The sequence below is a fragment of the Sphingobium psychrophilum genome (assembly GCF_012927105.1).
Lineage (GTDB): Bacteria > Pseudomonadota > Alphaproteobacteria > Sphingomonadales > Sphingomonadaceae > Sphingobium > Sphingobium psychrophilum.
The window spans coordinates 23,727-43,844 of the sequence record NZ_JABBFV010000007.1 but is presented as its reverse complement, the minus strand read 5'-3'; the positions used below and the strand labels follow the sequence as shown (position 1 = coordinate 43,844).

Annotated in this window: 19 protein-coding genes and 3 tRNA genes; 12 read left to right on the top strand and 10 right to left on the bottom strand. The window is 64.3% G+C overall.

Going from position 1 to position 20,118, the window contains the following annotated elements; translation table 11 throughout:
• The first annotated feature begins 71 nt into the window (after nucleotides 1-71).
• The 6 genes from HHL08_RS11385 to HHL08_RS11360 all read left to right on the top strand — a co-directional run bounded on the left by HHL08_RS11385 (nucleotide 72) and on the right by HHL08_RS11360 (nucleotide 6,348).
• Nucleotides 72-698 carry a glutathione S-transferase family protein gene (locus HHL08_RS11385; RefSeq protein ID WP_169573284.1) on the top strand — a complete coding sequence of 209 codons (627 nt, stop codon included), beginning with the start codon at nucleotides 72-74 and terminating at the stop codon, nucleotides 696-698.
• Nucleotides 685-1,944 (top strand): M24 family metallopeptidase, encoded by a 1,260-nt coding sequence (locus tag HHL08_RS11380; RefSeq protein ID WP_169573281.1) that lies wholly within the window; start codon nucleotides 685-687, stop codon nucleotides 1,942-1,944. Before HHL08_RS11385 ends, HHL08_RS11380 begins: the two co-directional genes overlap by 14 nt.
• Nucleotides 1,945-1,955: 11 nt before the next feature.
• Nucleotides 1,956-2,357, top strand: a complete 402-nt coding sequence (locus tag HHL08_RS11375; RefSeq protein ID WP_169573279.1) for a hypothetical protein — start codon at nucleotides 1,956-1,958, stop codon at nucleotides 2,355-2,357.
• A gap of 71 nt (nucleotides 2,358-2,428) precedes the next feature.
• Entirely contained in the window at nucleotides 2,429-5,083 is a 2,655-nt protein-coding gene (gene alaS / locus HHL08_RS11370; protein WP_169573277.1) for an alanine--tRNA ligase, read from the top strand.
• 10 nt (nucleotides 5,084-5,093) lie between these two features.
• On the top strand, nucleotides 5,094-5,339 hold the full coding sequence (locus tag HHL08_RS11365) for a hypothetical protein (RefSeq protein WP_169573275.1): 246 nt from the start codon (nucleotides 5,094-5,096) through the stop codon (nucleotides 5,337-5,339).
• Between the two features lie 64 nt (nucleotides 5,340-5,403).
• On the top strand, nucleotides 5,404-6,348 hold the full coding sequence (locus HHL08_RS11360; protein ID WP_169573273.1) for a glutaminase: 945 nt from the start codon (nucleotides 5,404-5,406) through the stop codon (nucleotides 6,346-6,348).
• Between the two features lie 87 nt (nucleotides 6,349-6,435).
• Here the strand turns inward: HHL08_RS11360 and HHL08_RS11355 are convergent, their stop codons facing one another.
• The 7 genes from HHL08_RS11355 to aroA form a co-directional block, all read right to left on the bottom strand.
• Nucleotides 6,436-8,220, bottom strand: a complete 1,785-nt coding sequence (locus HHL08_RS11355; protein WP_169573271.1) for a cation:proton antiporter domain-containing protein — start codon at nucleotides 8,218-8,220, stop codon at nucleotides 6,436-6,438.
• A gap of 478 nt (nucleotides 8,221-8,698) precedes the next feature.
• Nucleotides 8,699-8,784 (bottom strand) — tRNA-Leu (locus tag HHL08_RS11350).
• A gap of 104 nt (nucleotides 8,785-8,888) precedes the next feature.
• Complete coding sequence (locus HHL08_RS11345) at nucleotides 8,889-9,179, bottom strand: integration host factor subunit beta (RefSeq protein ID WP_169573269.1); 291 nt, start codon at nucleotides 9,177-9,179, stop codon at nucleotides 8,889-8,891.
• Between the two features lie 178 nt (nucleotides 9,180-9,357).
• Nucleotides 9,358-11,070 (bottom strand): 30S ribosomal protein S1, encoded by a 1,713-nt coding sequence (gene rpsA / locus HHL08_RS11340; RefSeq protein ID WP_169573267.1) that lies wholly within the window; start codon nucleotides 11,068-11,070, stop codon nucleotides 9,358-9,360.
• 170 nt (nucleotides 11,071-11,240) lie between these two features.
• Complete coding sequence (cmk, locus tag HHL08_RS11335) at nucleotides 11,241-11,876, bottom strand: (d)CMP kinase (RefSeq protein WP_169573265.1); 636 nt, start codon at nucleotides 11,874-11,876, stop codon at nucleotides 11,241-11,243.
• Entirely contained in the window at nucleotides 11,873-12,136 is a 264-nt protein-coding gene (locus HHL08_RS11330; RefSeq protein ID WP_169573263.1) for a CBU_0592 family membrane protein, read from the bottom strand. The genes cmk and HHL08_RS11330 overlap by 4 nt, the downstream gene beginning before the upstream one ends.
• Complete coding sequence (gene aroA, locus HHL08_RS11325) at nucleotides 12,133-13,473, bottom strand: 3-phosphoshikimate 1-carboxyvinyltransferase (RefSeq protein WP_169573261.1); 1,341 nt, start codon at nucleotides 13,471-13,473, stop codon at nucleotides 12,133-12,135. Before aroA ends, HHL08_RS11330 begins: the two co-directional genes overlap by 4 nt.
• Before the next feature lie 148 nt (nucleotides 13,474-13,621).
• On the opposite strand from aroA, the gene HHL08_RS11320 reads away from it, so the two are divergent.
• From HHL08_RS11320 to HHL08_RS11305, 4 genes are all read left to right on the top strand, one after another.
• Entirely contained in the window at nucleotides 13,622-13,954 is a 333-nt protein-coding gene (locus HHL08_RS11320; RefSeq protein WP_169573259.1) for a TIGR02300 family protein, read from the top strand.
• An 86-nt stretch (nucleotides 13,955-14,040) separates the two neighbouring features.
• Nucleotides 14,041-14,116: transfer RNA gene (locus HHL08_RS11315), tRNA-Ala, on the top strand.
• 66 nt (nucleotides 14,117-14,182) lie between these two features.
• Nucleotides 14,183-14,258 (top strand) — tRNA-Ala (locus HHL08_RS11310).
• Between the two features lie 93 nt (nucleotides 14,259-14,351).
• Nucleotides 14,352-14,873, top strand: coding sequence for a GAF domain-containing protein (locus tag HHL08_RS11305; protein WP_169573257.1), 522 nt, complete (start codon nucleotides 14,352-14,354; stop codon nucleotides 14,871-14,873).
• Here the strand turns inward: HHL08_RS11305 and HHL08_RS11300 are convergent.
• The gene (locus HHL08_RS11300) at nucleotides 14,861-17,137 is read right to left on the bottom strand and encodes an ATP-dependent helicase (protein ID WP_169573255.1); all 2,277 of its coding nucleotides are present in this window, start codon (nucleotides 17,135-17,137) and stop codon (nucleotides 14,861-14,863) included. The genes HHL08_RS11305 and HHL08_RS11300 overlap by 13 nt on opposite strands.
• Before the next feature lie 105 nt (nucleotides 17,138-17,242).
• Between HHL08_RS11300 and HHL08_RS11295 the strand changes: the two genes are divergently transcribed.
• Nucleotides 17,243-17,641, top strand: coding sequence for a GFA family protein (locus HHL08_RS11295; protein ID WP_169573468.1), 399 nt, complete (start codon nucleotides 17,243-17,245; stop codon nucleotides 17,639-17,641).
• A gap of 157 nt (nucleotides 17,642-17,798) precedes the next feature.
• Nucleotides 17,799-18,317 carry a Fe-S oxidoreductase gene (locus tag HHL08_RS11290; RefSeq protein ID WP_169573253.1) on the top strand — a complete coding sequence of 173 codons (519 nt, stop codon included), beginning with the start codon at nucleotides 17,799-17,801 and terminating at the stop codon, nucleotides 18,315-18,317.
• Nucleotides 18,318-18,531: 214 nt separating this feature from the next.
• Here HHL08_RS11290 and rsmD read toward each other — a convergent pair whose 3' ends face one another.
• Nucleotides 18,532-19,071, bottom strand: a complete 540-nt coding sequence (gene rsmD, locus HHL08_RS11285) for a 16S rRNA (guanine(966)-N(2))-methyltransferase RsmD (protein ID WP_169573251.1) — start codon at nucleotides 19,069-19,071, stop codon at nucleotides 18,532-18,534.
• Nucleotides 19,068-20,027: a pseudouridine synthase gene (locus HHL08_RS25925; RefSeq protein ID WP_328804646.1), complete on the bottom strand. Its 960-nt coding sequence runs from the start codon at nucleotides 20,025-20,027 to the stop codon at nucleotides 19,068-19,070. The genes rsmD and HHL08_RS25925 overlap by 4 nt, the downstream gene beginning before the upstream one ends.
• Between the last annotated feature and the right edge of the window lie 91 nt (nucleotides 20,028-20,118).

Sequence of the window (20,118 nt, the reverse complement as noted above, 5' to 3'; positions counted from 1 at the left end):
GGTATATGGCTGCCTTGGCAACCCACCCATGCTGCGTTACGCCCTCCCCGGCGGGCAGCATGGGAGCCATCATGACGATCCTCGTCCATCATCTGAACAACAGCCGATCGCAGCGCATCCTCTGGCTGCTGGAGGAACTGGGCGAACCCTATGAGGTCCGCCGCTACGAGCGCGATCGTAAGACGATGCGCGCGCCCGACAGCCTGCGCGCCATCCACCCGCTCGGCCGCTCCCCGGTGGTGGAGGTGGACGGCCACCGCCTGATCGAAACCGGCGCGATCATGGAGCATCTGGTCGCCCGCGCCGGCGGGCGTTTCGGTGCGCCTGCCGATGCGGAAGGCGCGATCCGTTATCGCCAATATATGCACTATGCCGAAGGATCGATGATGCCGCCGCTGCTGGCGCTGCTCATCATCGGCAAGCTCGGCCTGCTCGGTCGCCCCGCACGGCCCACGGTGCAGAGGATGCTGGACGATCATCTCGACTGGCTGGAAACGGAACTGGCGAGCCGTCCCTATTTCGCGGGCGAGGCCTTCACCGCCGCCGACATGATGATGAGCTTTCCGCTGGAAGCGTCCCGCGCGCGTGGCGGCCTGAACGAATCACGCCCCAACATCATCCGCTGGCTGAGCGAGATGCACGCCCGACCCGCCTATCAGGCCGCGCTTAAGACCGGAGGCAAATATGCCTACGCCTGACCGCCGTACCCTGCTGCGCTACGCCGCCGCGACCCTCGCCACCGCCGCAATAAGCCCGCGCCTCTTTGCGCAGGACAGGGCGGCCGAAGCGCTGAAATCCCTCACCACCACCGTCACCCCGATCGGCAAGGCCGAACGCGCCGACCGCCTCGCCCGCGCGCAGAAAGCGATGCAGCGCCAAGGCATCGACGCGCTGCTGATCGAGCCGGGCGCCAGCCTCGTCTATTATAGCGGCATCCGCTGGCATCGCTCCGAACGGCTGACCGCGCTGGTCATCCCCGCCACCGGCACGCCGCTGGTCGTGTGCCCCTTCTTCGAAAAGCCCTCGATCGACGAATCGCTGGCCATCCCGGCAGAGGTGCGCGTCTGGCAGGAGCATGAAAGCCCCTATGCCCCGATCGCCGACTTCCTGACCGCCAGGGGGCTGGCGAAAGGCCGCATCGGCATCGAGGAAACGGTCCGCTATTTCGCGGTCGATGGCCTCAAGGCTGCGCTGCCCGCCGCGACGTTGGTGAAAGACCCCGTCACCCGCGCCATCCGTATGCGCAAGACGGCCGCCGAAATCGCCCTGATGCAGACCGCCGCCGACGTTACGATGGCCGCTTATCGCTGGACCTACCCCCAGGTGAAGGCGGGCATGATCCCCGCCGACATCGGCGCGCTAATGAGCGCGGCGACGAAGCAGCTTGGCGGGCAGGTGGAATTCAACCTAATCCTGCTCGGCGAAGCGGCCGCCTATCCGCACGGATCGGGCAAACCGCAGGCGGTGCGCGCGGGGGAGGTGGTACTGATGGACTGCGGCTGCACGGTCGAGGATTATCAGTCCGACATCAGCCGCACCTGGCTCCACGACGCCGCCCCCACCGCGCAGCAGCGCAAGGTTTGGAGCGACGTAGCCCACGGCCAGACGATCGCCTTCACAGCGGCGAAGCTCGGCGTCCCGGCGGGATCGGTCGATGACGCGGTGCGCGGCTGGTATGAGACTCAGGGCTACGGCCCCGGTTATGCGCTCCCCGGCCTGTCCCACCGCACCGGCCACGGCATCGGCATGGAAGGGCATGAGCCGGTCAACCTGGTCCATGGCGAAACCACGAAGCTGGACGTCGGCATGTGCTTCTCCAATGAACCGGGGCTATATCTGCCCGGCGTGATGGGCGTGCGGATGGAGGATTGTTTCCACATGACCGCGCAGGGACCGGCGTGGTTTTCGAAGCCGCCGGTTTCGATTGAGGCGCCGATTGGGTGATAGGCGTAGGGATGTCGCGTCCGGCGTTCAGAGCGTGGTTTACACTTGCGACCTTTTTCAGCGCCGGCATTTTTCCGACAATGCTTTACGCCGTGACCATCGGCCAATGGGGTAGCAATCTGATTTGGGGTAGCATCTACGGAGTAGGCTGGTGCCTCGCCACTAACTTCTGGAGTGCCTTGGGTCCACAATGGGTAATGGCAATTGGCGTGCTATACGGCTTGTTGATGGTGCCAATACTATATTGGTTTAGCGGTTGGCTATGGGCAGCGTTGGATGGAAGCGGTCGGAAATGGGCGTTCGGCCTTTTGCTACTATCGCTGAGTATCATGCTGCCCGGCGACGTGATGCTTCGCCTGTGGAATTATGTGCATGTACCCGATCTGCAAACGCATTTCGCAACGGGCTATTGAGCATCCCTATATCTCTCCCACGACCAAATCCCCGACTTGTGCGGCGGGCCGCTTCCCACTAAATCGCCCCCATGACCTCGACCAACGACATTCGCCGCTCCTTCCTCGACTATTTCGGGGCCAACGGCCACACCATCGTTCCGTCCGCGCCCTTGGTGCCGCACAACGACCCGACGTTGATGTTCGTCAATGCGGGCATGGTGCCGTTCAAGAATGTCTTCACTGGCCTGGAAACGCGCCCCTACAAGACCGCGACCTCGTCCCAAAAGTCGGTCCGCGCTGGTGGCAAGCATAATGATCTCGACAATGTCGGCTATACCGCGCGCCATCACACCTTCTTCGAAATGCTGGGTAATTTCAGCTTCGGCGATTATTTCAAGGAACAGGCGATCACCCATGCCTGGACCCTGCTGACGAAGGAATGGGGCCTGTCGCCCGACAAGCTGACCGCGACCGTCTACCACACGGATGACGAGGCGTTCGACCTGTGGAAGAAGATTGCCGGCCTGCCCGATCACCGCATCATCCGCATCCCGACCAAGGATAATTTCTGGGCGATGGGGGATAGCGGGCCGTGTGGTCCCTGTTCGGAAATCTTCTACGACCATGGCGACCATATCTGGGGCGGCCCGCCCGGTTCGCCGGAAGAAGATGGCGACCGCTTCGTCGAGATCTGGAACCTCGTCTTCATGCAATATGAGCAGGAAGCGAACGAGATCGTCAGCGAACTGCCCAAGCCCAGCATCGACACCGGCATGGGGCTGGAGCGCATCGCCGCCGTCATGCAGGGCGTGCATAACAATTACGACACCGACACGTTCAAAGCGCTGATCGCGGAATCCGGTGCGATCACCCGCACCGCGACGGATGGCGAGCATCAGGCCAGCCACCGCGTCATCGCCGATCACCTCCGCTCGACCAGCTTCCTGATCGCGGACGGCGTGCTGCCGGCAAACGAAGGCCGCGGCTATGTCCTGCGCCGGATCATGCGCCGCGCCATGCGCCATGCGCACATCATCGGCGCGAAAGACCCGCTGATGTATCGGCTCGTTTCCAGCCTCGTATCCGAAATGGGTGGCGCTTTCCCCGAACTGGTCCGCGCCCAGCCGTTGATCGAGGAAACTTTGCTGCGCGAAGAAACCCGCTTCCGCAAGACGCTGGAAAACGGCCTGCGGCTGCTGGACGATGCGACCGCCGGGCTTGGCGAAGGCGCGGCGCTGCCGGGGGACATCGCATTCAAGCTGCATGACACGTTCGGCTTCCCCTATGACCTCACCGAAGATGCGCTGCGCACCCAGGGGCTTACCGTGGACCGCGCCGGTTTCGACGCCGCCATGGCGGAACAGAAGGCCGCCGCCCGTGCCGCGTGGAAGGGATCGGGCGAAAAGGCGTCGGACGACATCTGGTACGACATCGCCGAAAGTTTCGGCACGTCGGAATTTACCGGCTACAGCGGCACGCAGGGCGAAGGCGAAGTGCAGGCCATCGTCAAGGACGGCGTGCGCGTCGATAGCGCCACGGTCGGCGATAGCGTGGCGATCATCACCAACCAGACGCCCTTCTACGGCGAAAGCGGCGGCCAGAATGGCGACGCGGGCACCATCACGTCGCTCGGCGGCCTCGTCGCTGACATAGCGGACACCTCAAAGCCGCTGGGCCGTCTCCACGCGCATCAGGCGACCATCACCGCAGGCAGCGTCAAGGTCGGCGACACAGTTCAACTGACCGTCGACGTCGAACGCCGCGACCGCATCCGCGCCAACCACAGCGCCACCCATCTGCTGCACGCAGCCCTCCGCAAGGAATTGGGCGGCCATGTGACGCAGAAGGGCAGCATGGTTGCGGCCGAACGGCTGCGCTTCGACTTCTCGCACCCTGAGGCCCTGACCCATGCCCAGATCGCCAAGGTAGAGGCGGATGTGAACGCGCAAATCCGCCACAATGAGGAGGTCACGACCCGCCTCATGACGCCCGACGACGCGATTGGCGCGGGCGCGATGGCGCTGTTCGGCGAAAAATATGGCGACGAAGTCCGCGTTCTTTCCATGGGTCGGGGTGACGAGCACAGCTATTCGGTCGAATTGTGCGGCGGCACCCATGTCCGCGCGACCGGCGATATCGCCTTGTTCAAGATCGTGTCGGAAAGCGCCGTCTCCAGCGGCGTCCGCCGGATCGAGGCGTTGACCGGGGAAGCCGCGCGCCTGTGGCTGGTCGATCGCGACGACAAGCTGCGCCAGTCGGCCGCCGCGCTCAAGACCTCGCCCGAAGATGTTCTGGCCCGCATCACCGCGCTGGTCGAACAGAGCCGCAAGCTGGAACGGGAACTGGCCGAAGCCAAGAAGGCGCTGGCGCTGGGCGGCGGTTCGGGCGCGGCCCCGGCCGGTCCTGAACAGGTCGGCGCTGTCAGTTTCCTGGGCCAGGTCATCGACGGCCTGGACCCCAAGGAATTGCGCGGCATCGTGGACGGCAACAAGAAGACCTTGGGCAGCGGCGTGTCGGCGATCGTCGCGGTCGTTGACGGCCGCGCCACTATCGCAGTCGGCGTGACCGACGACCTGACCGCCAGCATCAGCGCCGTCGATCTCGTCCGCGTCGGCGTCGAAACGCTCGGCGGCAAGGGCGGCGGCGGCCGTCCCGATATGGCACAGGGCGGCGGCCCGGACGGAGACAAGGCGGCAACCGCTATCGACGCGGTTAAGGCCGCGCTTGCCAAAGTGCCGGCCTGATCCGGGGCGGATGGCGGGTTTATCTGAAGTCGCCGCGCTTCATGCCGTCACCAATAGAATATGGGCGAGGCTGCCGAATTTCTGGTCCGGGCCGCTTGCCGCCCATCTGTTCCGCAAGATGAATGTTGGCACCGGCACCACCTGCACACACACGGTTCGCGTCATTTTCGGCGGCGGGGGCCGTACGACGCGACCGATCAATTTTTGCGGCAAGAATATTCTTTACGTCAGCAATGATGATATCTGGATCGAATGAGGATTGCCAAAAAGGGCGCCGGTGACGTGACGCCTGCGGCGCTGCGGCTGGACTGGGGACAAGCATGAAGCCGGCGCTTTCAACCATCATCGCCGATATCGTCGCCCAGATGGGTGAAGCGACCGATCGTGGCAAGGTCGCTGACTACATCCCCGAACTGGCCAAGGTTGATCCTGCCCGGTTTGCGATCGCCATCGCGACGGCGGATGGCGATTTGCTGATGGGCGGCGACGCCGACATCGGCTTTTCGATCCAGTCCGTGTCGAAGGTATTCGCCCTCACCCTGGCGCTTGGCAAGGTCGGTGACCAGCTCTGGGATCGGGTCGGGCGCGAACCGTCGGGTAACGCCTTCAACTCCATCGTCCAGTTGGAGCGGGAGCAGGGCATACCGCGCAACCCCTTCATTAACGCGGGAGCGATCGTCGTGTCCGACGTCAATCTGGGCGGCCACCAGCCGCGCGTCGCCATCGGTGAGATGCTGCGCTTCATGCGCTACCTGAGCGGCGATGACAGCGTCGCCATCAATGAGGATGTCGCCGCGTCCGAAACCGCGACCGGCTTTCGCAACATGGCGCTGGCCAATTATATGCGCGCCTTCGGCAATGTCCGCCATCCGGTCGATCTGGTGCTGGGCACCTATTTCCACCAATGCGCGATCGAGATGAACTGTTGCCAACTGGCGCTGGCGGGCCGATATTTGATGCTCGACGGCCGGCACCCGGACGGGGGCAGGGTGGTATCACCCAGCCGCGCGCGGCGCATCAACGCGCTGATGCTGACCTGCGGCCATTATGACGCATCGGGCGACTTCGCCTTCCGTGTCGGCATCCCAGGAAAATCGGGCGTGGGCGGGGGCATCCTGGCCATCGTGCCCGGCCGGGCGTCGATCGCGGTCTGGTCGCCGGGCCTCAACGACAGCGGCAATAGCTGCCTTGGCACCCAGGCGCTGGAATTATTGGCGCGTCGCACCGGCTGGTCGGTGTTCAGCCCGCCGGAGGAGGGGGATTAGGCCAAACCGTGTTCCCGCGCAGGCGGGAACCCAGTCCCGCCGTTTGAACTGGGTTCCCGCCTCCGCGGGAACACCACCCACTAAGCCTCAGCCAACCTCATCGGGCCGCAGCCGCCGCAGCTTGGGCGCGGTTTCCATCTGCGCCGCTTCCTTGATGCCGACCCGCAAATCCTCGCGCATCTGGTGGATCGACGCGATCACCGGCCCCATGGCGACGCCCAGGTCGACCAGCGCCGTCTCGGCCAGTTGCAGCGAGCTTTCCAGCGTTTCGGGCACCGCATCGCTCGCTCCGGCCTTATAGAGTTGGGCGGCATGGTCGGTATCGCGCGCGCGCGCGATGATCGGCAGGTCGGGCACCCATCCGCGCACCCGCTTGGTCACGCGCACCGACAGGACCGGGTCGTCCATCGTCAGGATGAGGGCACGGGCATGGCCCAGCCGCAGCCGGTCGAGCATCTCCACCCGCGCCACGTCGCCGAACAGGATGGGATAGCCCAGCCGCCGTGCCTCCGCCACGACGTCAGGGTCCGATTCGACCACGACGAAACGCTGCTTGTGGGACTTGAGCAGGTCGCACACCATGCGGCCCACGCGACCAAAGCCGATGACCACCGCCGCGGCCTCGATATGGTCCTCTGTCGCTTCGATCCGCTCTTCGCCGATCGCCATTTCCAGCCGCCGGGCGACGTCATGGCCGATCCGCGCCAGCAGCGGCGTGATGGTCAGCCCAATGGCGGTCACGATCTGCCAGAAGGCGGCGGTGGACGGCAGGATCAATTGCGCCGCCGCGGCCGCCGACAGCACGATCAGGGTGGTTTCCGATGGGCTGGACATCAGCACGCCCACCTCCAACGCCACGCCCTTGCGCGCGCCGGAGAAGTAGAGCAGCGCCGCGGTCACCAGCGTCTTGGCCAGCACCACGCCGACCACCGCCATCATCAGGCTGGGCCAGTTGGCCAGGATGACGCGAATGTCCAGGCTCATGCCCACGGTGATCAGGAATACGCCCAGCGCCAGCCCCTTGAACGGGGCGGTCATCACCTCGACTTCGCTATGATAGTCGGTTTCGGCGATCAAGATGCCTGCGAGCAGCGCGCCGACGATGGGCGACAGACCCGCAATCGATGTGGCCAGGCTGGACACGATCACGACAAGCAGGCTGGCCGCCAGGAAGACCTCCGGGCTTTTCGTGCGCGCGGCCTGGCTGAACACATGGGGCAGGACGATCCGCCCCAGCACCAGCATCACCGCGATGGTGATGCCGCCCTTCATCAGCGTGCTCGCCATCGCGTTCCAGGCGCCGTCGGGACTTGCGGCGACGGACGGGGCGAGGGCGCCCAGCATGAAGATGATCGGCACCAGCGCCAGATCTTCGAACAGCAGCATGGAGAAAGCCGCGCGCCCGACCGCGCTCTGGGTGCCTACCATCGGCAGCACGACCGCCGTGGACGACAGCGCCAGCGCCAGACCCAGGCCGATCGCGCCAGCGGTCGGTTGTCCCAGCAGATAAAGGCCCATCGCGATCAACGATGCGCCGCCGATCAGTTCGGTGGCGCCCACGCCGAACACTTGGGCGCGCATCGTCCATAATCGCCGGAAACTCAGTTCCAGCCCGATCGAAAAGAGCAGCAGGATGACGCCCAGTTCCGCGAACGGCTCGATCGCTTCGCCGTTGGAGATGGTGACATGATAAAGCCAGGGATATTGGCTGACCAGTGATCCCAACCCTGCCGGACCGACCGCCAGGCCGACCAGGATGAACCCGATGACCGGACTGATGCGGAATCGGGCAAAGCCTGGAATGACGAGGCCCGCGGCCCCCAGGATGACGAGGGAGTCGCTGAAACTATTGGGATCAAATGCACCGGCCATGGCGGCATCATCGTGGCTGCGCGATGAAATGACCAGCGCGGACTCGCGAAAAACGCAAGAAAGCCGGTCAAATTCTAAGCGCTGGACGTACCATGCATAATGGTGCGCAGCGATAGATGCACTTATGTGCGAGGTGGACCGGGCTTGCACAACCGGCACACCGAATATGTGTTGGAAACCGTATGCCGCTGCCGGGCGGACCGCTAGGACGGAATCCATTTACGCGCCTCCGATTAGGACAGGTTCGACAGTGACGGCTGACGCTCCGGCGGAGCGGGAGGGGGCGCGGCAGGATGGAGAGAACTTTGGTGCGTCAACGGTCGCGGTTGGAACGCCTCTGGTCGTTCCAAATCGGTCACCATCCTACTGATGATGAAGTCGCAGCCGGTTGGGGCGATTAATGATGTGTCGGAATAGCTTGTCGAAACGCATAAATCTGGAGCCGCGATGCGGGTCGGGAAAGTCTTATGCGTCAAAGTGGTGCGGACGGCGGGACTTGAACCCGCAATTCCAGGGGAAGGCGGATTTTAAGTCCGCTGCGTCTACCGATTTCGCCACGTCCGCCCGATTGAGGGTCGCGTTTCCCCTGACGGCTGGCGCCCGGCAGGTCAAGCCATCGATCGTCTCAAGCGACCGATCGTCCCAAGCAATCCCGGCCGCAGGTGGACTCAGGCGTCGTCCTTGCCATTTAGCCGTTCGCGCATTTCCTTGCCCGGCTTGAAATAGGGCACCCGCTTGGCGGATACCGGCACCTGTTCCCCGGTACGCGGGTTGCGCCCGGTGCGTGCATCGCGCGCGCGGGTGGTGAATGCGCCGAATCCGCGCAGTTCAACACGACCACCGGTGGAAAGCCGGTCGACAATCTCCCTGAAGAAGAGATCGACGATCTTTTCCACTTCCGGCAGGCTGAGCCCCGGATTTTCCTCGGCCAGCTTCTGGATCAATTCCGAACGGATCATTGGTTCTCCAGCGCCCCTCTGCTGTGCCCCATGCCATGCATAGAGGTTCCGCAAGGCGTTGACAATCGGGCACATCAAGATCGTTACGTTTCCAAAAGGATGATGGCATCACGGACATGAAAAAGCCCGCCGGACGTGGGTCCGGCGGGCTTTTTTATTTTTCGGAGGAGAGGAAGGTTTAGCCTTCGGTCTTCGCCTTGAGCGCTTCGCCCAGGATGTCGCCCAGCGATGCGCCGCTGTCGGACGAACCATACTGCGCCACGGCCTGCTTCTCTTCGGCGATCTGCATCGCCTTGACCGAGAAGGTCGGCTTCTTGGCGCGGTCGAAACCGGTCACCATGGCGTCGAACTTCTGGCCGATCTGGAAGCGTTCCGAACGCTGTTCGTCACGGTCGCGACCCAGGTCGCTGCGCTTGATGAAGCCGGCCGCGCCGTCTTCGCCAGCCTGGACTTCCAGGCCGCCGTCGCGGACTTCAAGGACGGTCACGGTAACGATCGCGTTCTTGTTGAGGCCGGCCGATGCGGCGGCGGTGCCACCAGCGGCAGGGCCGCCACGCTCAAGCTGCTTCATGCCCAGGCTGATGCGCTCCTTCTCGACGTCGATGTCGAGAACGACGGCCGAAACGGCCTCACCCTTGCGATGCAGCGCCAGCGCGTCTTCGCCCGAAATGCCCCATGCGATGTCGGACATGTGGACCATGCCGTCGACGTCGCCGTCCAGGCCGATGAACAGGCCGAACTCGGTCGCATTCTTGACTTCGCCTTCGACGGTCGAACCGATCGGGTGACGCTCGGCAAAGCTGTCCCAAGGATTGCTCTGGGCCTGCTTGAGGCCGAGCGAGATGCGGCGCTTTTCGGGATCGACTTCGAGGACCAGGACTTCGACTTCCTGGCTGGTCGAAACGATCTTGCCGGGGTGGACGTTCTTCTTGGTCCAGGACATTTCCGACACATGGACCAGGCCTTCGATGCCGGCTTCCAGTTCGACGAACGCACCATATTCGGTGATGTTCGTGACGCGGCCCGACAGCTTGGCGCCGATCGGATACTTGGCGGCGGCACCTTCCCAAGGATCGCTCTCAAGCTGCTTCATGCCGAGCGAGATGCGCTGCGTGTCGCGGTTGATGCGGATGATCTGGACACGGACGGTGTCGCCGATGTTGATCATCTCATTGGGGTGGTTGATGCGCTTGTACGACAGGTCGGTGACGTGCAGCAGGCCATCGATGCCGCCCAGGTCCACGAACGCACCATAATCGGTGATGTTCTTGACGACGCCTTCGATGATCTGGCCTTCGGCCAGCGTCTGGATGAGGCCCGAACGCTGTTCGGCGCGGGTTTCTTCCAGAATGGCGCGACGCGACACGACGATGTTGCCGCGGCGACGATCCATCTTCAGGATCTGGAAGGGCTGCGGGATGTCCATCAGCGGGGTGACGTCGCGGACGGGGCGAATATCGACCTGGCTGCCGGGCAGGAAGGCCACGGCGCCGTCCAGGTCGACGGTGAAGCCACCCTTGACGCGGCCGAAGATGACGCCTTCGACGCGGGCGCTCTCGGTGAACTCGGCTTCCAGCTTGTCCCAGGCGGCTTCGCGACGGGCGCGGTCACGCGACAGCATGGCTTCGCCATGGGCGTTTTCGACGCGGTCGACATAGACTTCGACTTCGTCGCCGACCTTCAGGTCAGCCTTCTGGCCTGGCGCTGCGAATTCGCGCAGCGGCACGCGGCCTTCGGACTTCAACCCCACGTCGATGACGGCCAGGTCGTTTTCGATGGCGGTAACGGTGCCCTTGACGACGCGGCCTTCAAAGCCGCCGTCTTCACCACCGAGAGAATCATTGAGAAGCGCGGCGAAATCGTCGCGCGTGGGAAATGCCGTAGAGGCCATGGTTAGTCCTTCACTCGTCATTGCTGGCCAACCGGTTGTATCCGATGGTCTTTGGCCAAAGCACGCACAGGACCGAATATCCTGAGCGTATCCCGCGAGTTAGAGGACAAGGGAACGCGCTGCCTTGAAAAGCGAAAAGGGCGCCCGGAACAACCGCGCGCCTTGACGGGTCAACTTCTGGAGCGACCTTCAAGCTGGGCGTCCACAAGCGCAACAGCCCGCTGGACGGCCGCGTCTATAGTCAAATCGCTCGTATCTAGCAAGTCCGCGCCTTGTGCGACTTTGAGTGGCGCATGGTCACGACTCATGTCGCGGGTGTCGCGCGCCTGGATGTCGGCGATCAGGCTGTCCATGTCGGGGTGGCCGCCATGGCTCAGCGCGTCCTTATAACGGCGCTCGGCGCGGACATGGACGCTGGCCGTCACGAAAATCTTGGCATCGGCATCGGGCGCGATCACCGTGCCGATATCGCGCCCGTCCAATATGGCGCCGCCCGGCTGGGTGGCGAAATCGCGCTGCCGCGCGATCAGCGCGTCGCGCACGCTCTGGTGCACGGACACGCGCGAGGCGAGGGAGCCGACCGCTTCGCTCCGCAGCGCGGGGTCGACCAGGATCGCATCGTCAAATCCGGCCGCGGCCAGCGCGTCCGCCTCATGATCGGGATCGCCGCCGGCCTTCAGCACCGACAGGCCGACCGCGCGATACAGCAGGCCGGTGTCCAGCACCGGCAACCCATAATGGCGACCCAGCGCCTTGGCGATGGTCCCCTTGCCCGATGCGGCGGGGCCATCGACGGCGATGATCATGGCTTTTTCTTCCTTAGCGCGTTGCCTAGTCCGAGCAGCGCGATCGCTGCCCAAACCACTTCCAGCGCCATCGACGCCAGATTGAAATGCACCGTCAGCGACCAGATGAGCAGCAGCGCGCCCGCCAGGTTCATCAGGTTGAAGATGACGAAATTCAGGGTGCGCGCCATATTGCTATACGCATAGGCGACGACCATCAGCGCGCTGCCGATCAAGCCGACGACATTTGCCCAATCCCAGTCAAAGGCGTCGAATGTCATGCCATTCCTCCCAATTGTTGAAGCAGCGGCAAGAAGGTCGGAAAGCTGGTCGCCACCGGCCGCATGTCGTCGATGGTGACGCCATTTTTCGACACCAGGCCAGCGACGGCGAAGCTCATCGCGATGCGATGGTCCAGCCGTGTCGCGATCGGCCCGCCGCCGGTCAGCGGCGCGCCGCCGCTGCCTTCGATCACGATGCCGTCCTCCAATTCCTCGACGCTCACGCCGATCGCGCGCAGCCCCTGCGCCATCGTGGCGATGCGGTCCGATTCCTTGACGCGCAGTTCGTCCAGCCCGCGGAAGATGCTGCGCCCCCGTGCGAAGGCGGCGGCGACGAAGGCGACCGGATATTCGTCGATCATGCTGGGCGCGCGCGCCGGGTCCGGCTCCACGCCTTTGAGGATCGATGCGGTGACGATAAGGTCGCCGACCGGCTCGCCGCCGACTTCGCGGGCATTGATGACCTCTATCGATCCGCCCATTTCGCGCAGCAGGTCGATCAGGCCAGCGCGCGTCGCGTTCAGGCCGACATTGGCGATCGTCACCTGCGATCCGGGCACCAGCAGCGCCGCGACCATCGGGAAAGCGGCGGAGGAGGGGTCGCCCGGCACGACAATATTTTGCGGCTGCAATTCCGCCTCGCCGACCAGGGTGATTATCCGGGTGCCGTCCGCTTCGATCTCGACGCTCAGGTCCGCGCCGAATCCCTTGAGCATCCGTTCGCTATGGTCGCGGGTCGGGATCGGCTCGACGACGCGGGTTATGCCGGGCGTATTGAGACCGGCGAGCAGGATGGCCGACTTCACCTGCGCCGATGCGACGGGCAGGCGATAGTCGAGCGGCACCGCGGGGCAGGCGCCCTTCATCGTCAATGGCAGGCGGTCGCCGGGGCTGGACGTGAAGCTCGCCCCCATGCGCGACAGCGGCTGCGTAACCCGCGCCATCGGGCGCTTGCTGAGCGATGCGTCGCCCACGAAGGTCGCGGTCAGGTCATGGCTGGCGAGCAGACCCATCAGCAATCGCGTCGATGTGCCGCTATTGCCCATGTCGAGTGCCGTCTCCGGCTGCAACAGCCCGCCCACGCCGACGCCATGGATGTGCCACACGCCCTCGGCATCGCGTTCGATCTGCGCGCCCATCGCCCGCATCGCAGCAGCGGTCGCCAGCACATCCTCGCCCTCCAGCAGGCCTTCGACCCGGCTGTGGCCGATGGCCAGCGCCGACAGCATCAGCGACCGATGGGAAATGCTCTTGTCGCCCGGCACGGTCACGCTGCCCGCCAGCGACGGCGCGGCGGTGAAGGTCATCGGGGTGGGCTGGTCGTCTATATGAGTCACGGGGTATCCATTATCGTGGAACCGAAAAAATGCGCCCGGCTTTTGACAGCGCGATCCTGCTATGGCAAGGCGCGCCACGTTTCGCGGGCAACAAGCGTTGCGCCGTGTGATTATCTGTTTGAGCATCGAATAAAGGAACAGGCCGGACATGGTGAAGGCTGAATGGGGCACGAAGCGGACCTGCCCGAAATGCGCGACTCGCTTCTACGACCTGGGCAAGGATGATCCGGTAACCTGCATCAACTGCAGCAGCGCCTGGGAACCCGAACCCGTACTGAAGTCGAAGCAGCCGCTCCCCTATGAGGAAGCAGCGCCCAAGAAGGTGATCGAGACGGCCGACGGCGAGCTGGAAACGGCCGACGACGATCTGGATATCGATGTCGATGACGACGGCGATTCGCCGGATAATGACGTCGATCTGGGCGGTGATGACGACCTGGGTGTCGAAGCCGCCAGCGATGACGACAGCGACGACAATTAACTGAAATTTGTTCTTGCCAAGGAGATTGCTGCCACCTAATGGCAGCGACCTCCGAGGTGCCGGACCCAACGGCGCTTCATTGGTACGGGGCCTTAGCTCAGCTGGGAGAGCGCCTGCATGGCATGCAGGAGGTCAGCGGTTCGATCCCGCTAGGCTCCACCAATTTTTCGGCCGACGGCATTGCCGGACATGGCCTGACCCTATGGATGCGGCCGGGCCGCCCATGATGGGGCCTTAGCTCAGCTGGGAGAGCGCCTGCATGGCATGCAGGAGGTCAGCGGTTCGATCCCGCTAGGCTCCACCAGTTTATCACAAAATTCTCGTGCGGTTCGTGATGTTGCGCGTTCGTTGCGCTTCAGACTCGCCAACGCGCCGCTTTCCTGCCATCGCGGGCGGCATGAAGAAAGAATTGGCCATGCAGGCCGCCGAACAGGGCGATGATGACGCGATCCGCGCCATCCTGACGCAATTATGCGATGTGACGCAGATGGGCTTTGCGGCGGTGGCGCGCGTGACCGAGGATCGCTGGATCGCCTGCCAGGTGCTTGACAAGATCGACTTTGGTCTGGAGCCCGGCGCGGAATTGGATATGCAGATGACGATCTGCAAGGAAATCCGCCAGACCGAAAATTATGTGGTCATCGACCATGTCGATGCCGACATCGCTTGGCAGAAGCATCCGGTGCCGATCTTCTACGGCTTCAAAAGCTATGTGTCCTTCCCGGTCATCCTCGCGGACGGCAGCTTCTACGGCACGCTCTGCGCGATCGATCCCGCGCCGCGCCTGGTCAGCGAGCCAGCGACGATCGCGGCCATAGAAGGATTCGCACGCGACGTCGGCGTGCTACTGTCCGCCCGCATCCTGACGATCCGTATGACCGGCACGGCGAAGGACGCCCGACGCCCTCAAGCGGGCTGAACGAAGCTGTCCATCACCCGCTTGCGCCCGGCCGTCTCGAAATCGATCTCCAGCTTGTTGCCCTCGATCTCCGCCACGGAGCCATAGCCGAATTTCTGGTGAAATATGCGCAGGCCCACGCGCATGTCGTCGCGACCCTTATTGCCCAGCGACACGGCCGACGCCCGCGCCTCGACGATCCGCACCGGCTCCCGGCTGAACTGGCCGGTCGTTTGCGCCCGTTGCCAGCCGGGACCGCGCCCTTCACCGCGCCCGACATGCGCAAACGGGTCGTCCCGTTCCGACCAGTTGGCGCGCCATAGCGACGCGCCGCCGGTCATGCTGCTTTCCGATTCGACATGTTCGGGCGGCAATTCGCCCACGAAGCGCGACGGGATGCTGCTGGTCCACTGGCCATAGATGCGGCGATTGGCGGCATGGAGGATTGTGCAGCGCTTGCGCGCCCGCGTGATCGCCACATAGGCGAGCCGCCGTTCCTCTTCGAGTGAATTGAGGCCGCCTTCGTCCAGCGCCCGTTGCGATGGGAAGATGCCTTCCTCCCATCCCACCAGAAATGTCGTGTCATATTCCAGCCCCTTGGCGGCGTGGATGGTCATGATCGTGATCTTGGCGGATTCCGCCTTCGCCTCATTGTCCATGACGAGAGAGACATGCTCCACAAACGCCCCAAGCGTCTCATATTCCTCCATCGCGCGCGCCAGTTCGGACAGATTTTCCAGCCGCCCGGCGCTTTCGGTCGTGCGCTCGGCCTGCAACATCGCGGTATAGCCGCTCTCGTCCAATATCTGTCGCGCCAGTTCGGCATGGGGCAATTGCATCGCCCGGTCGCGCCAGCGCGCCAGATCGCCGATGAAGTTGCCCAGCGACCGGCGCGCCTGCGGCGTCAACTCGTCGGTGTCCAGGATTCGCGCGGCCGCCAGCGCCAATGGTATGCCCTCCGCCCGCGCCAGCCGGTGCAGCTTCTCCACCGCCTTGTCGCCCAGCCCGCGCTTGGGCACATTGACGATGCGCTCAAACGCCAGATCGTCGGCAGGCTGGTTCACCAGCCGCAGATAGGCCAGCGCATCGCGGATTTCGGCACGCTCATAGAAACGGAAGCCGCCGACGATGCGATAGGGCAGGCCGATCTGGATGAAGCGATCTTCGAACTCGCGGGTCTGGTGCTGGGCGCGGACCAGGATGGCGACCTCGTCCAGCGATCCGCCGCCCCGCTGGACTTGCTCGATCTCCTCACCGACGCGCCGGGCTTCTTCAGGCCCGTCCCACACGCCAATGACCTGCACCTTTTCGCCCACATCGATGTCAGTCCACAGCGTCTTGCCGAGGCGATTGCCATTCTCGGCGATCACCCCGGACGCTGCGCCCAGGATGTGCGGCGTGGAGCGATAATTCTGTTCCAGCTTTATGATCGTCGCACCCGGAAAATCCTTTTCGAACCGCAGGATATTGGCGACTTCTGCACCGCGCCATGAATAGATCGACTGGTCGTCGTCGCCCACGCAGCACAGATTCTTGCGCGTCTGCGCCAGCAGCCGCAGCCATAGATATTGGCTGCTATTGGTGTCCTGATATTCGTCCACCATGATATAGCGGAACCGCTCCTGATACTGCGCCAGCACATCGCGATGCTTCTTCAATATCGTCAGAACATGCAGCAGCAAGTCTCCGAAATCGCAGGCATTTACCTGACGCAACCGCGCCTGATAATCGGCATAGAGCTTCTGCCCCTTGCCATGGGCATAGCCTTCCGCCTCGCCCGCGCCGACATCGTCGGGGGTCCAGCCCTTATTCTTCCACTGGTCGATCAAACCGGCCAACTGACGCGCGGGCCAACGCTTCTCGTCGACCCCTTCGGCCTGGATGAGTTGCTTGAGCAGCCGCAACTGATCGTCGGTGTCGAGAATGGTGAAATTGGATTGCAGACCGACCAGTTCGGCATGGCGGCGCAGCATCTTGGCCGCGATCGCATGGAAGGTGCCAAGCCAGGGCATCCCCTCCACCGCGTCGCCGATCATCCGGCCGACCCGCGCCCGCATCTCGCGCGCGGCTTTGTTGGTGAAGGTCACCGCGAGAATTTCGGACGGCCAGGCCCGCCGCGTGCCGATCAGATGCGCCAGCCGCGCAGTCAGCGCCGCGGTCTTGCCGGTGCCCGCGCCTGCCAGCACCAGCACGGGCCCCTCGGTCGTCAGCACCGCCTCTCGCTGGGGCGGGTTCAGCCCGTCGAGATAGGGCGGATCATTGGGGGAGGGGGTAGGAACGGTCATGGCTGGACAACTAGGCATGGGGTGGAGCGGGGGCAAGGGGCGCGGCTCTTGCGGTGAGAGGGCTTCTATGAGAACAAAAGGCGAATCATGCAAGGGAGCAAGCCGATGGTGACGGGACGATGCCAATGCGGGGCGATACGCTATGAAGCGACCGGCGAACCGGCCTATAGCGCCATTTGCCATTGCAGCGACTGCCGCGCCAGCGCCGGCGCGCCGATGGTCGGCTGGGCGCTGTTCCCGCAGGACGCCGTGACGATCACCGGCGATCCGGTCCGCTACCAGTCTTCCGACAATGCGACCCGGCATTTCTGCGGCACATGCGGCACCGGCCTGTTCTACACCAATCCGGTGGTCTTTCCCGGCGCGATCGACATCCAAAGCGCGACGCTGGACGATGCCGCCGCCTTGCCGCCGGGGGGACATGTCCAGATGGCCGACGCCGTGCCATGGATGGCGTCGGCGCACGAACTGCCTAAATATGATCGCTATCCCGAAGGCCCCTGACCCGACAGGCCTCGACGGCCGATGCGGTTCATCTGGCCGCGCCTGAGCCACGTTTTGCCGCCTCGGTGGAACGGGGACGTCCTGTGTCCGGTTCTTGCCATGCTCGTCTGAGAATGAGCGACCTGCGGGTCGAAGAACATAGGAAAGGATGATCCCGATGAAATCCATCATGCTGGCCGGCGTTGCGATGCTGAGCTTCACCACTTTGGGCGGTATGGCCGTCGCGCAAGACACGCCCGCGCCGAGCAGCCAGCCGCCCGGTGACGCCATGACGCCGCCGCCCGCCGATGCGCCCCCACCCGCCGATCCAACGGCAACGCCCCCATCTGCACCCGCCGAACCCTCTGCGCCAGCAATGCCGGCCACGCCCAGCGATCCGGGCTTGGCGACCCCGCCAGCGCCTGCCGCTCCCGCCACGCCTGCAACCCCGCCGCAGGACGACCCCAATGCCGGTCAGCCGACGGGCGCCGTCCCGGCCGATCCGGGCATGGTGCCTGCGCCAGCAGGTGTTCCCAAAGACCCAGCCGCGCCCGTTGGCTCCTCCGCCAATCCGGTTACCATGGGCGGCAACGTCACGCCCCCGCCAACTGAAGCGAAGGATTATCCGGTCTGCACGCGCACGGTACAGGACAGTTGCGTCAATCGCGGCGAAGCGAAGAAAAGCCGCCAGCGCTGAATGGCTGCGTAGGTCGGGCGGGTGGCGTCCATCACCACCCGCCCCGCCCGGTTGCGGCCTATTTTATGAGCGCAAAATCGATCGATAATCGAAACAGGATACGGTTAATATATTGATATAATTAAATAATTACCGTGGAGAATGGCGAAAACGCTATTTAACTGTCGCACTCGCTGTCTCTATTGGCCGCTGGGACAGGCGCAAAACCAGGCGCTCAGTCCTCCATCCGCAGCAGCGTGATCCGCGCCTTGCCGCAGTCGCGCACCGTGTCGATCGTAAAGCCCTTCACGACCACATCCTCGCGCTTATCGGTTTCGATGCTGATCCAGCTGGCAGCGTTGGTCCAGCCCAGCCGCCCCAGCTTGTCGAGCGCCACCTGGCCCGCGCCGGTGCCATAGGGCGGGTCCATGAAAATGAGGTCGAGCGGCTTGGCCGCCGACCCCAGCGACAACACGCTGGACGGCCGTATGTCGGGACGAATGCCCAGCCGGTCGCCATTGGCGCGGATCGCGTCCAGCGCCGGCTTGTCCTGCTCGACGAACAGGCAGGACGCCGCGCCCCGCGACAGCGCCTCAAAGCCCAGTGCGCCCGATCCGGCGAAGAAATCGCCCACGGCCAATCCCTCAAACGATCCCAGCCGACTGGTCAGCATCGAAAACAGCGCCTCGCGTGTCCGGTCTGCCGTCGGCCGGGTGGCGTCGCCCTTGGGCGCGGTCAGCGGCCGGCCGCGCCATTGGCCCGATATGATCCTCATTTCAGGTCCTTCAGGCTTTTACGGAACAGCTCCAGTTCATTCTGCCGCACCTCCTCCACCGCGCCGACCGGCAATTCGCCCAGATGGAAAGGGCCATAGCTGGTGCGGATCAGCCGGTTGACCTTCAGGTCCAGATGTTCGAGCACGCGGCGCACCTCCCGGTTCTTGCCTTCGGTCAGGGTCATTTCGATCCACTGGTTGCGTCCGGTGCGCCGCTCCAGATTGGCCTCGATCGCGCTATAGCGGATGCCGTCGATTTCCAGCCCGTCGAACAGATCCTCCAACTGCTGCTGGCTCACCTCGCCAAAGGCGCGGGCGCGATAGGTGCGCGGCACGCCGGTCGCGGGCAATTCCATCTCGCGCTTGAAACCGCCATCGGTGGTCATCAGCAGCAGGCCTTCGGTGTTCATGTCCAGCCGGCCGATCGGCATCAACCGCGGCAGGTCCGCGGGCAGCCGGTCGTAGATGGTCGGCCGCCCCGCCGGATCGCGCTCGGTGGTCAGGAAACCGGCCGGCTTGTGGAACAGGAACAGGCGCATGGGTGCAGGCGCGGCGATCGCGACTTCATCGACGGTCACGCCATGCAGCGACGTCAGCAGCGTCGCGGGCGTATCGATCACCACGCCATCCTTGGCGACGCGGCCTTCCTCGATCATCCGCTCAATCTCCCGGCGGGAGGCGACCCCGGCGCGGGCCAGCAGCTTGGAAATGCGCTGCGGCTCGCCCTTGCCGTCGCTGGCCGCCGCCGCGCGGGCCGGGTGGGGATTGGTGGTCTGGGTCGGTCCTATGCCCCTGGGCTTGCGCGGCGGATAGGATTTGGCCGCGAACCGGGGCGCATCGCCCCGCGCCCGATCGGGCCGGGCACGATCAGGCCGACCGCGCTCCGTGCGGGGGCGATCGCTCCGATCGCCTTCGCTGCGGGCTACGCGCGGCTTGTCGCTGGCATCCTGTGGCACCGCGCCACGTGCAGGGCGTGCGCTGGTGGCATCGCGTGCTCCTGCACTCGTTGCAGGCCTTGACCCGGCACCGTCGGCCTTAACGCGGTCG